We start from the raw sequence: 13,568 nt of genomic DNA on the forward strand, positions 1-13,568 counted from the left end.
TCTTATTCATATTTGTTCCTTTTTTAGTGGTGATAAGTTTACCTTACCCCTTAAAAAAGTTGTATGAATTAGTGTAGCCGATCCATTAAAGCCTAAATTGCGGTTTAAGAAGTTTGAGGGGGATAGTCATTGGAATATTATTCAATTAGGAGATATATCTGATATTATCGGTGGTGGAACGCCCAGTACAAGTGTTAACGCTTTTTGGAATGGTGATATAGATTGGTATTCTCCAACAGAAATTGGAGAGCAAATATATCTAAATAATAGCGAAAAAAAGATTACTCAACTAGGGCTAGCAAAAAGTTCTGCTAAAATTTTACCAATTGGAACGATTTTATATACTTCTAGAGCGGGTATAGGAAATACAGCTATTCTTGCTAAAGAAGGATGTACTAATCAAGGGTTTCAATCTATAGTTCCGTATAAAAATAAGCTAGATTCTTATTTCATATATTCAAGAAGTAATGAATTAAAAAAATACGGCCAGATAAAAGGTGCTGGGTCAACGTTTACTGAAGTTTCAGGAAAACAAATGGCACAAATGCCAATTACATTACCAAAGCTGAGCGAACAAACCAAAATCGGTAATTTCTTTAAATTACTCGATGATAAAATCGCATTAGAACAAAAAAAATTAGATAAATTAAAAAACATCAAACAAGCTTATTTAAACGAACTGTTTGTATAAAAAGGAGTTAAGGAATGAGTCGGGTAGCGAAAGATGTCGCCGAAAAAACCTTTCAAGAGAATTTTGTTAAAAAATTAAAAAAACAGCAATGGCAAGCACCTGACTTTTTAGATGGTAATCGACATAAAGTGACCGTTAATGATTTAGTCACCCATTGGCGGAGCGAACTCAATCGCCTAAATACCGATCAGCTTGAGGGCGTTGAATTAACCGATAACGAATTTAGCCAAGTGATGGCAAAAGTTAATCAACTCAATAACAGCTATCAAGCGGCAAAACTGCTCGCTATGGAAGAATCAAAAGGCAAAATTGATGGTATTTATCGCGATGATAATCCGCTTGTGACACGCAAGCAAATCACCTTAACTATTTTTAAAAAAGCCGAAGTGTGTGGTGGTGACTCAAGTTATCGTATTGCTCGCGAGGTACAAACCCCTAACGGTAACCGTTTCGATTTGGTTTTATTAATTAATGGTTTACCGTTAATTAATATTGAACAAAAACGTACTGATAAAACCCTAGACGAAGCATTTGAACAATTTAAACGTTACTATCGAGAAGGTGAATATAGCCATAATTTTATGGCTTTTTCGCAAATGATGGTGATAAACAGCGAAATCGAAACCCGTTACTTTGCTACCCCTAAATCACTTAATGACTTTAATCCTAGCTTTGTGTTTCATTGGGCGAATAAATTCAATAAACCGATCAATCATTGGCAACAAGTCATTGAACACTTTTTAATGATCCCAATGGCGCATCAAATGGTGGGTGACTACCTAGTTATTGATGAAGCCAAAGAGGAAGAAAACCGCCGGCATATGCTAATGCGTCCTTATCAGGTCTTTGCTTTACAAGCAGTTGAAGGTGCGGCATTTGGTTGGGATAATCCCGACAAAAAGCCACATGGCGGATTTGTTTGGCATACGACTGGTTCAGGTAAAACCATTACCAGCTTTAAAACAGCGCTATTTTTATCAACCCGAGCTTATTTTGATAAAGTGGTCTTTTTGGTCGATCGGCGTGAGCTTGATAGCCGTACCAGTGACAACTTTAAAGCCTATGCTGCCTTTGAACCTGTCACGGTTGATGATACGCACAGCACCTCGCAACTTAGAAAACACCTTAGCACCCCCAAAAATGGCATTGTGGTGACCACTATCTTTAAACTGCATAACCTAGTTAAAGCCCTTGAAGAGGGCAAAGATAGCCACTTAGCCGATAAAAAAATAGTATTTATTGTTGACGAAGCCCACCGTTCCACCATGAAGAATATGATGGGCGATATAAAAAGCCATTTTAGAATGAATGGGCTATTTTTTGGATTTACTGGCACGCCACTTTTTGACGAAAACAAAGTTAAAGGCAAAATAAACGAAAATAGCGAAGTCATTAACACCACCGAAAAGCTATTTGGTCCAAAATTACATCAATACACCATTGATGAAGCCATTGCCGATGGTAACGTGCTCGGGTTTCATGTCGATTATATTAATACTGGCGAATTTAATAGTTATGAAGATTTACGCGATAAACTCATCGAGCGCATCAAGATCGAAAAGCCAGAACAATCCGATCGCGAAATCGCCCGATTAGTGCATAGCTGGAGCGAAACCGAAGTTGAAAAGCAAGCCATTGATAAAGCGCTATTAGTTTATCATGATCAAACCCATATCCCCCGTGTGGTAACAGAGATTTTAAACAACTGGCAAGCACAATCCCAACGGCAACAATTTAATGCCATTTTAACCGTCGCTTATAAAGAACGGGTGATAGCCTATTATCACGAATTTAAAAAACAGCTAGCAAACAGTCAGCAACAAATCAATATCGCTATGACCTTTAGCTTTGGTAACGAAAATGATCCAGATAATGTCGATCCTGAAATTATCAGCGCCATGTTTAACGATTATGCAGAGTTTACTGGCATTAAGTTTATAGCAGGTGATAAAAAACATGGCGAACAAGCCTATTTTGAGGATGTAGTGGAACGAGCTACCCGTGGCGGTAGTGGTCGTAATAGTAAAAATATCGATTTAGTGATTGTTGCTGATCAGCTATTAACTGGCTATGATTCTAAACGACTAAATACCCTCTATGTTGATCGTACCTTAAAACTACAGAGCTTAATTCAGGCTTATTCGCGCACCAATCGTGTGTTTGGTTCTAGCAAAGAATTTGGCACGATTGTTAATTTTCAAACGCCACGCCTGACCGAACAAATGGTGAATCAAGCCCTTGAACTGTATGGTAGTGGTGGTAGCAGTAGCAAAGCGATTGTAGAAACCTATGCCACTGCCGTGCGAATTTTAGCCAACGATTTTGAACAATTAGTTTTAACCTTAGCCGATCCAACCGAATGGCAATTGATTGAACATGATGACAAAAAACGAACTGAATTTAGCAAAGCCTTTAAAATAGCTGCAGACCAACTTAATACAGTGCAACAGTATTACGAGTATCAATGGGATAATGCCACTTTTGGCATGACCGAGCACCGTTGGTTGCAATATGTCGGGGCATTTAAAAATTTAACTGCCAAAGAAAGCACTGCAAGCATGCCAACAGTCATGCCAACCCTAATCGGTAAAACTAAATTGGCGGGCACACAGGTTATTGATGCCGCCCATATCCTTAGCTTAATTGGATCTAAAGTGACACATGTCGATGGTGTACAAACCGTTAACGACGAAACTAGGCGCATTATCTATGAACAAATTCAAGAATTAAGCCAAATGGGCGAAGACCAGCAAGCTAAAATATTAAAGGAATTTGTCGATACTGAATTATTGACAGGCCACCTATCCAGCCAAGTTCATTTTGATCAAGCTTTTACTGATTGGAAAAACGATAAAATCAAACATGCCGCAAACGAATTTGCCAACGAATGGGGCATTGATAGCAAGCTGTTAACCAAAGCATTGCTTGAGTTTGATCTGTCACAATCAGATGTTGTTCCTTATTTTGCTGAGATCATTGAAAGTGTTGACTTAAACCGAACCAGTAAAAAGGTGGATAGTTTATTTATGCTCAATATCGCCTTACATGACGAACTTCCACGTTGGATGACTGAGATTAAACAGCAATTTAGTTGATTGCTCTAAAATAAAACTAAGCAATTAAAAAATTATGTTAATTACAATTGGATGATTATTTATGGCTTACTACACCAATATCTTTTCACCAGAAACGTATCAAGCTTTTACGCGTTCAGATAAAACAGTATCCGGTTTTCGGGTTCGACAAAAATCACTGACAGAAAGAATAAAAGCTGGTGATATTTTTGTTTGTTATCTCACTAGATTATCTCGCTGGTGCGGCCTGCTTGAAGTAGTTGACGGCCCTTATGAAGATAGCACGCCACTTTTTTTAGCATCCGATGATCCTTTTACTATCCGTTTTCATGTTCGGGCTAAAGTGTGGTTACCATTAATCCAAGCCATTCCTATTCATTCTGACCAAATTTGGCAACAGCTTTCTTTTACTCAAAAAATCGAAAAAAACGGTAAGGGATGGACCGGATTGCTGCGTAATAGTTTAAATAAAATAAACGAAAAAGATGGTAAATTATTAACAAACTGCCTATTACAACAAAATAATCTAACTACTGATTATCCTCTTAATGAACAAGATCAAAAGAAATTAAAAACCCATACCGTCAATCGAACTGATAAAGTGGTTGAGGTTTCGGTTCCGAATGATAGTGAGCTGGTTGATGACGATGCGCCAATCCAAAACCCAGAGGTACGCGAATCAATCAAAATGCAAGCATTACTTGCCCAAATTGGTGCCTGTATGGGGATGAAGATTTGGCTACCTAAAGCCGATCGTAGTCGCGTATTAAAAGAGTGGAAAAACGGTACCGAAGCATTATTAGAAAAATTACCGCTTAATTATGACGAAACGACTTTAAGTACCATTGAACAAATCGATGTAATTTGGTTAAAAGGGCGTTCTATCACCCGCGCATTTGAGGTCGAACATACCACTTCGGTTTACTCTGGTATTTTACGCATGGCGGATTTACTTGCCTTACAACCCAATATGAATATTAATCTTCATATTGTCGCCCCAGATAGTCGGCAGGAAAAAGTATTTCAAGAGATCCGCCGCCCAGTATTTTCATTACTGGAAAGTGGTCCTCTTTTTGAACGTTGTAGCTATATTCCTTACCGCAATTTAAAAACCCTTAGTAAAGTCAAGCATTTAGACCGTATGACTGATGCAGTATTAGAAGATTATACGGAGCACGAGGAGTAATAGAAATCTAGAGAGCCAAACTAAATTATAAACATAGGTCTGAGGATATAGCGTATAGATATAATTTATAAAACAAACCTATTATACTCTGCGCCTAGTTTAGCTTAATAGGATAATTTACAATAATTTTTAATTATTAATAAAGAGAATGATGAATTTTAAATACTATTTTTAAGATTTGAATATATTGATAATATATGGGAGGAATGATGGACTCAGCTCGCGATAAGTTAACCAAAATAATTATTGAGGCCGAAACATTATGCCAATTAGATTATGTTGATCCTAAAAGTTATGAATGCTGGGGATGTGGTATTGATATGGTGCCACGTTCATGGAAAAAAGAAAATAAAATGCGCGCAAATTTTGCCAAGCATCCAAATCAATCACACGCGAAAGATTGTGATGCAGATGCTGAAGAGAAAATTGTTGAGCAAGGGCTAGGTAAAAAACAAAGTATCAGAAGTATATTAGAAAAAACACCAGGGTTATCTCCTTCCAGCCTAGTACTCATTGAACACAGAGAGCATATCGGCACTTCTTCAGATTTAAATAATAAAACGACACGATCATTCGACAATTCAGACAAACAAAATAAAGTGCTAAATACAGATGTCGATAAAAAATCTAGGCGCCCTGCAAATACTATTCGTCCAATATGTAGAGCCTTTATCAATTTTCCCTACGATCGAAATATGTCTTTAAGTATTCCTGGAATTGAAGGCGATAATTATATAAAAATTTTTAAGAAGTTATCCCATAAAAAAATTGAAAAGTATGCAGAAAAGAAAATCTTTTATTCTTCATTATTGCTCTGGGAAAAAATCAACTACAATGATAATTTATTAATTATACCTTTAACGGCAGGAATTTGGATTAATAATAAGCCAGATTGTACTTATAAAATTAAGATTGATTGGTCTGCATGGTCTAAAGCTAAAAAAACAAGACTACTAAATGAAATAGAACTAGCACAACAAGACGCTAGACAATTAAAAAAAGAAGGGAACACTAAAGAGTACACTTGGATTTTTTTTATTGGTGAACAAGATAAAGACAATTTCGATACTTTTCATGTCAACGACAATAGATTAATTTGCTCTATTATTGGGCATATTATTTATCCAGAGTTTTAGTAAAAATAAATTAATTATTTTAATAAAACTATTTTATTTTTTAACATAGAGTCGCAGTAATAACCTTACTCTTTTGTATAAAGCTTGCGAATCCTGATAAAAATCGCTTAGGTATAGCAGTAGTCAGGTTTCTGGCGTATTCGGTTTTGACGAAAACGAAAATACGGATAAAAACGTTTAGGTAGGTATGTTTATGTAAAAAAATAGTACATATTTACTCAATAGTGTTTAAAAATGGCGCGGTTGAGTTAAATAGGTATTGCTTTATTATTTTATTACTATAAGATAACTATCTCTTTGACGCGGGGTGGAGCAGCTTGGTAGCTCGTCGGGCTCATAACCCGAAGGTCGTTGGTTCAAATCCAGCCCCCGCAACCAATTCCTATCAATCCTTGATATATCCTTTTTTCTAAATCACTATTTTGTTTTTGGTACAGCTAATAATGTTGCAACAGCTTCGCTAATGCGTCTAGCTATGTAGCTATTGTTCATGGTGTACAAATGTATCCCATCCACATTTTGTGAAACTAAATCAACAATCTGATCGATGGCATAAGCAATGCCCGCATCACGAAATGCATCAGGATGATGTTCATATTTTTCCATCATTTGTTTGAATTTTTTCGGTAGATTCACTCCACACATCGATACCATGCGCTCAATTTGGTTTTTATTAGTCACTGGCATAATGCCAGCTTCGATCGGCACATTAATGCCCATATCGTGTGCTTTATCTAAAAATGCATAAAAATAGTCATTATCAAAAAATAACTGTGAAATAAGTTGATCAGTACCCGCATTGACCTTTTCTTTTAAGTGGATCAGATCTTGTTTTAGGGTTGATGCTTCAAGATGTCCTTCTGGATAACATGCACCAATCACGTTAAAATCACCGTTTTCTTTAATAAATGTCACCAGTTCGCTAGCGTATCGAAAATCATCTTTGGGCGATACATTCGGACTGATGTCACCACGCAAAGCAAGCACATTATCAATCCCTGCACATTTAAGATCGTGTAGGATTTTTTGCATCTCAGCTTTGTCAAAATTAATGCCAGGTAAATGAGCGACACTTTCGATGCCATAAGTATGTTTGACTGAATGGGCAATATCAATGGTGGTTTGCCCATTTAAGCTACCACCAGCACCATAAGTGACACTAATAAAATCAGGTTTAAAATAACCAAGCTCTCGTAGTGTGCTGTAAATGGTTTCTAAAGGTGATGTTTTTTTAGGGGGAAAAACTTCAAAAGAGAACACCGTTTTTTTATTAAATAATAGATTTGTTTTCATTTTTATCATCCATTCGTTATATCACTTATTTTCCTTATTGACATTTCCGCCGCCAAAATAGGCAGCGGAATTGTCAGGCTCGTAAAGTACGATGTCTTAGTAAATAAACTCAGTTCTTTGTAAAAATAGTGCTTAATTCAGTGTTTTCCTTACTGCTAATGTAGCCTCAACAAGATGCTGTAAGCTTTCAACCACTTCTTTTTCACCGCGCGTTTTTAAACCACAGTCTGGATTAATCCATAATTTTTGTTTATCAATCTTCGCCAGTAATTTTTCGATCGTTGCTTTAATTTCAGCAACAGGCGGAACACGTGGCGAATGGATATCGTAAACACCTGGTCCAACTTCGGTTTTAAAATTATTGGCATTGAGCACATCAATTAATTGTAGATTAGAGCGAGAAGCTTCGAACGAAATTACATCGGCATCCATTGCATCAATATCTTTAATAATGTCAGCAAATTCGCTATAACACATATGTGTATGAATTTGGGTATCGGCTTGGACTTTGCTGTGTACTAATCTAAATGCTGGAATCGCCCAATCAAGATATTCACTGTTCCAATCCGCTTTACGCAGTGGTAATTTTTCTTTTAACGCGGCTTCGTCAATTTGGATAATCTTAATGCCAGCAGCTTCAAGATCTAACACTTCATCACCAATGGCCAATCCAATTTGGAATACTGATTCTTTTTGCGAAATATCTTCACGTGGGAATGACCAGTTAAGAATCGTTACCGGCCCTGTTAACATTCCTTTAACTGGTTTATCAGTCAGACTTTGTGCATATTTTGAATATTCAACCGTAATCGGTTTAGACCGTGAAATATCACCCCAAACAATCGGTGGCTTAACGCAACGTGTACCGTAAGATTGCACCCAAGCTTTTTCGGTAAACACAAAGCCATTTAAGCTTTCACCAAAATATTCGACCATGTCATTACGTTCAAATTCACCATGAACTAACACGTCAATGCCAATTTCTTCTTGCAATTTAATACACTCAGCTATTTTTTGTTGATTAAATTCAGTGTATTGATTCAAGCAAATTTCGCCTTTTTTGAATTTAGCACGATTTAAACGCACATCAGGTGTTTGCGGGAATGATCCAATGGTTGTAGTTGGTAATAGTGGTAAGTTAAAGGCTTTCTTCTGCGCCGCTTCACGCACTGAAAACTCTGGTAAACGGGTAAAATCAGACGCATTTAATGCCGCCACTTTTTGGCGAACTGCGTGGTTTGCACCTTCACGTTCACGGGTAAATAGTGTTTGATTGGCTTTATAAGCGGCATTATTTTCAGGATTTACTTCTTTAAATAACAGACCAAGTTCAGCAAGCTCTTGTAGCTTTTCTTGGGCAAAAGCAAAGTAAGCACGTTGTTGAATGGTTAATTTTGTTTCATTTTGCAATGTATAAGGAACATGCAGTAATGAACAAGACGTATTAATGACAATATTTGTGGCTTTTTGTTTGATTTTACCAAGTAAAGCTAAAGTTTTTTGGTAATTGTTTTTCCAGATATTTTTGCCATTAACAACACCGGCAAATAATACTTTATCAGCAGGGAAGCCATTATTTTCAAGTAAAGCTAATGATTGCTTACCTTCGACAAAATCAAGCCCAATACCATCAAAAGGCAGTGCCACTAATTCTTTATAACAATCACGCACATCACCAAAATAGGTTTGCAGAACAATTTTGGTGTTACCTTTAACCGATAAAATCGCTTGATAAAGTTCGGTAAATAAAGCGATATCGTCTTTATTTAGATCGGTCACTAAAATTGGCTCATCAATTTGGATCCATTCAGCGCCAAGCGTTGTGAATTTTTGGATGATCGCTTGATAAGCTTTAATGATATCCGCTTTAAAATCACCAAGCTGTTTTTTACCTAAATACTGCGCTAATTTAAAAAAGGTTAATGCACCAATCACAACTGGCTTGGTTTGCACGCCTAGCGCTTTAGCTTCTTGATATTCGTCAAAAGGTTTGGTACCTGTTAACTTAATTTGCACTGAATCTTCTATTTCAGGTACTAAATAGTGGTAATTGGTATTGAACCATTTTTTCATAGCCAGTGCACGCACATCACCTTTTTCGCCCTGATAACCACGTGCCATGGCAAAATAACGGTCAAGTTCAGGTAAACCTAAATCTTGGTAACGTTTTGGAATAACATTAAGTAAACACGCTGTATCTAACACCGCATCATAGAATGAAAAATCATTCGATGAAATAAAAGCAATTTTTTGCGCGGCTTGCTGTTTTAAATGCTCAGCTCGTAACGCTTTGGCTTCGTTTAATAGTTCCGCTTGGGTTTTATTACCTTTAAAATAAGCTTCTGTTGCAAATTTAAGTTCACGAAGCTTACCCACTCGAGGGTATCCAATAACAGCAGTATTCATTTTTATTTCCTTTTATCCATTTTCTTATAGTGATAAAAAGATAACAAAAAAAATAGATATTGAATAATTCTAGTTTTTTATGGATTGCTATAGTTTTTAACTATAACAACTAAAATAAAAAATCCCACTATTTAAATAGTAGGATTGAACATAAACAGATGAAAGCTAAGCCAGTTATTGACGCCAGTTACCATGAATTGGTCTTGCAAAATGAGCCAGCACTGCAATCATACACACTTCGATCGATGCTCCCCAATAGATATGACCTAGAATTTCACTCCAAAGCTCATAACCATTTAAATTCCATAACCAACCAACCGTACCTTCCGCATCATAAGCAGGATGGCGGAAACCAAGCAATGGAATTAAAAAGCCGTGCATCACAACGGTAATAATAATGCCGTACAATGCCCCATACCATAAGCGGATTTTGTTGCAATAATATGCACCTGCAACATAAACAAAGGCGAAAGCAAAACTAAATAACCAGTGATAAAGTGTCACTGCACCTAAAACGCTTGCCCCTTGATAAATATAATCAAGCGAGTGGGAATTAATCCCAAGCCAACCAAGCCACGCATCAATATGTGCCGCTGGTGGCGAAATTTCGCCAGGTACGCGCGGAGGCATATTGACCTCTGAACCCCATTTTACTAATGAACTAAAAAATCCGCCAATAATGGTGGTCCATATAATAACTTGGCGATTTGTTTTATTTCCAAACATACTGGGTTTCCCATAGTTAAAATAAATACGTTGTAGGATTATACTCCACAGCAGTAGATAAAAGAAGAATAAATGGGATTGGCTGATTGTAAAAGTTATTGGAATGATTGGGGTGATTATTGATTAAAATAATCCTTGAAATCTTTATAATGCGTTTTATGCCACCTTTAGGCAAAGGTAATTTTCAAAGCAATTAGTCCATGTTGTCGAAAAATAATCGAGCATAACCACCAGGTAAATCTAGCTTAAATAAATCATTGAATGTGATTATTTATTATTAAAACGGTATAGAATCCTGAATATTTTTTACAAAAAATGTAATTTGAAATGTGAATAGGTGGAGATGAAGCTGACCGAGCATGGTAAACGCTATATTGAAAGTGCGGACGGTGTGTGTAGTATTGAGAAGCATGTATTATTGATTCAGAAAAGGATTTTTGTTTTCTTGGCATCAAACTAATTACTCCAGTAATTTTCTAAGTTAGTTTTGTACTAATTATGGGGCAAGGAAAGAGTGAGCCAAGCTAACTAGTTTTAAATTTATAGAGATGCCTATTTTAATTGTATGTAAAATAGGCTATTGGATTATAGGAACAATCATACTTCCATTGTCTTTGGATATAAAGTATCGTTTAATATTTCAATACCAATACTTTCTAACAATGCATTATATTGATTTTTATCCTCTTGAATTTTTTTAATTATTGAGATAGCAGATTTTTTCATTTCAGGCTGTTCTATAATAAGTTCACCTCTTTCTAAAACACCACACAGATGAGAGTATTCATTATGTACTCTATCAGCTATAATTTCATAAATATCATTACCCCAAAAGTTTTTTAACATTTCGTCCGATTTATAAAATGGAGATGGATATTTGTAAAAAGTATAAATTTCCAAAAATTTGCGAACATTATTACCAAAATTATAAAATAAAGTATAATTACTATCATCAATATTTTGTACTGTTGCACATTTATAGATTTGTTCAAATAAAAAATTAAATTCGGTTACAAATTTACTCAAGTACAAGGGCATACGCTTTATTGTCGAAATATGATCATGCCGTTGAATTAAATAGTAATTACATTTTCCATTGCTATCTTCTTCAATTCTTTTTAAATACTTTAAAAATTCTAAACTATGAGTTGAAATAAATAATTGCTTATATTTTTTATTTTTACAAATTCTTTCCTGAATTAAAGAAAAAATAAAGAATATATGGTTACTATCTAAACTACAAATTGGATCATCTATCCAAATAATTGGATTTTTATCTTGCTCAAGATCATCTTGTATTTTCGCCAAGAAATAACAAAAAGCAATAAGGCTACACTCTCCTTCACTTAAATTATGTGCTTTAATACCATTTCGCTTAATTTCAAATTTGATTATTTTATTTTGATAATCACCTATTTGTATTGCTTCTAGACTCAAAGCATTATGACCAAAATCATGTTGTAGTATTTCATTAATACGATTACAAGCTTGTCGTTCAGATTTCAGTTTATTTTCTTCTAACTTAATTTCATTAAGAATGCGCTCCTTTTGTTGTTTGTATAATTTTAATTCATTTTCTAGTGGTAAAATAGCAGCATTCAGCTTTTCTATTTCAGCTAATTTATCGATATAATTGATATCTTTTAAAAAATTATAAACATTATCTAAGCGTAGCTGATCTCTAGCTACTTTTTTCTGACTATTTAAATTGGTTGTTAATTCAATATGCTTTTGTCTAATTTCTTCAATCTGTTCTAGTTTTTTTGTTATTGCTTCAGAGTAGTCCGCTGGCGGTGAAAATTCCATCACACTAAATAACTGTTCTTGCTTGCTCGTTAAGTAAGATATAAGAGTATCAAATGATTGGACTTGGTTTTGTAAAAGTTTTGAGAGTTCTGCTTTTAATTCATTTAACTCAGGATGAAAATTTTCATAAAAGGTATTTACATCGATATTAACGGTCATAGACGCTTTTTCTTTTTCCAAATATGCAATACCATTTACAATACGTTTTTTTAATTTTTTTAATTCTTCATCAAAGTGATTACGTAAAGCATCTAAACGCTCGGTAGTAATACTATTCGAGCAAAAGGCGCATGTATTTCTTTTTTCATGATAATGCATCCCATCTTCTACCCATTTATTAAGATGGCCATTACCAACCAATTCATCTATTTTTCTCGATTTGCCAATTTGGGTGTTGAGTATATCTTCGACTGATTTAATTATGGTTTGGTAATTGATTGTAAAAGAAGGTATCTTATTAGGAGCTTCTTTTTCTACCTGTAAAATAAGTTTTTCATATGAATATCTTTGAATTTTATCTAATACTTCATAAGTTGATTTTAAAACTTTAGGAATATCTTTGTCTTTTAGCTTTTTAACATTATAATTTTGATCGCCGTATTTTTCAGGTTGCTTTCTTATTGAGTCTTGTCCTTTTGTAGCCCTATTAGAAAGTAATCCTTCGAATTCTGTTAGTTTCTTGGTATAAATATCCTTTGCCTTGTTTAATTTTTTTTGTTTTTCTTTAATGGATAAATATATTCCTGTTTCAGCATCTAGCTTATCTGTACCGAGTTGATTGTTTAATTCTTGAATACAATTCAAAACTTTTTGGTTATCGTGACCTAAAGTAACCGAAAATGATTCAATATATTGTGAATCATCATAAATAAATTTTAAATTTTCTTTAATAAAATCAGAATTATAAACATAAATTGGATAAGAAAAAGAATCAAGCTCAGATTGTTTAATAGTATCATTATTTTCTAAACAAATTTCAAAATCAGGGTTTTCATATTTACTAGAAATATGTTTAGTTTCCAATGCTCTTAATATTTTAGAAAGACTTGTTTTTCCAGAATAATTTCTACCATAAAAAATATTAATCTTTTTAAAATTATATATTTGATTTTTATTATTTTCATTCTTATAAGCTAATTCAGTATCCCATTCAAAATTTTGAAAAATACCAAAATTTCCGATTCTTTTTATCTTTAAAATTTTCACTATATTTTTATCCTTATATAACATCAAATGAGTTTTTTGAACAA

At 34.6% G+C, this 13,568-nt stretch carries 7 protein-coding genes, 1 tRNA gene and 1 pseudogene; 5 read left to right on the plus strand and 4 right to left on the minus strand.

Translation table 11 applies throughout. From position 1 onward, the window contains the following. Positions 1 to 67: 67 nt before the first annotated feature. The 5 genes and pseudogenes from GQ593_RS07055 to GQ593_RS07075 all read left to right on the plus strand — a co-directional run. Positions 68 to 685, plus strand: a pseudogene (locus tag GQ593_RS07055) (restriction endonuclease subunit S); the annotation flags it as partial. Positions 686 to 705: 20 nt separating this feature from the next. Beyond that, positions 706 to 3,786: a type I restriction endonuclease subunit R, EcoR124 family gene (locus tag GQ593_RS07060; protein ID WP_160431407.1), complete on the plus strand. Its 3,081-nt coding sequence runs from the start codon at positions 706 to 708 to the stop codon at positions 3,784 to 3,786. Between the two features lie 61 nt (positions 3,787 to 3,847). Further along, positions 3,848 to 4,951, plus strand: a complete 1,104-nt coding sequence (locus GQ593_RS07065; RefSeq protein ID WP_160431408.1) for a hypothetical protein — start codon at positions 3,848 to 3,850, stop codon at positions 4,949 to 4,951. 206 nt (positions 4,952 to 5,157) lie between these two features. Next, positions 5,158 to 6,087, plus strand: coding sequence for a hypothetical protein (locus GQ593_RS07070; protein WP_202115404.1), 930 nt, complete (start codon positions 5,158 to 5,160; stop codon positions 6,085 to 6,087). A gap of 301 nt (positions 6,088 to 6,388) precedes the next feature. Further along, positions 6,389 to 6,465: transfer RNA gene (locus GQ593_RS07075), tRNA-Met, on the plus strand. A 39-nt stretch (positions 6,466 to 6,504) separates the two neighbouring features. Here the strand turns inward: GQ593_RS07075 and metF are convergent. From metF to GQ593_RS07095, 4 genes are all read right to left on the minus strand, one after another. After that, positions 6,505 to 7,380, minus strand: coding sequence for a methylenetetrahydrofolate reductase [NAD(P)H] (gene metF, locus GQ593_RS07080; protein WP_160431409.1), 876 nt, complete (start codon positions 7,378 to 7,380; stop codon positions 6,505 to 6,507). Positions 7,381 to 7,512: 132 nt separating this feature from the next. Beyond that, complete coding sequence (metE, locus tag GQ593_RS07085) at positions 7,513 to 9,786, minus strand: 5-methyltetrahydropteroyltriglutamate--homocysteine S-methyltransferase (RefSeq protein ID WP_160431410.1); 2,274 nt, start codon at positions 9,784 to 9,786, stop codon at positions 7,513 to 7,515. Between the two features lie 174 nt (positions 9,787 to 9,960). Then, positions 9,961 to 10,512, minus strand: coding sequence for a YagU family protein (locus GQ593_RS07090; protein WP_065583181.1), 552 nt, complete (start codon positions 10,510 to 10,512; stop codon positions 9,961 to 9,963). A gap of 597 nt (positions 10,513 to 11,109) precedes the next feature. Beyond that, a complete protein-coding gene (locus tag GQ593_RS07095; protein ID WP_202115405.1) occupies positions 11,110 to 13,524 on the minus strand; it encodes an AAA family ATPase in 2,415 nt (804 codons plus the stop codon). Positions 13,525 to 13,568 lie beyond the last annotated feature (44 nt).

Origin of the sequence: Gilliamella sp. Pas-s25, assembly GCF_009795885.1 — a bacterium.
Lineage (GTDB): Bacteria > Pseudomonadota > Gammaproteobacteria > Enterobacterales > Orbaceae > Gilliamella.